Here is a 246-nt window from a genome sequence, read left to right on the forward strand (position 1 = left end):
CGGCGAGATGTTGAGCACGTTGGTCAGGGTCACATAGCCGCAGCCGATGGCGGACCCCAGCATGGCGCCATAGAAGGGGTAGCGGAGTTTGAGGTTTACACCGAACATAGCCGGTTCGGTGATGCCCAGCAGCGCCGAAATGCCGGAAGTGGCTGCCACACTTTTAAGTTTTTTGTCGTGGGTACGCAGCATGGCGCAGAGCGTGGCGCCGCCCTGGGCCACGTTGTTGCAGGAAGCAATGGCCAG

The 246-nt window shown here is 60.6% G+C and carries 1 protein-coding gene; it reads right to left on the reverse strand.

What is annotated here, in order from left to right:
* A partial coding sequence (locus tag H6B10_RS16400; RefSeq protein ID WP_204652464.1) for a PTS transporter subunit EIIC occupies positions 1-246 on the reverse strand: 246 nt, incomplete at both ends.

It is taken from the genome of Gemmiger formicilis (genome assembly GCF_016901605.1).
GTDB lineage: Bacteria > Bacillota > Clostridia > Oscillospirales > Ruminococcaceae > Gemmiger > Gemmiger formicilis_B.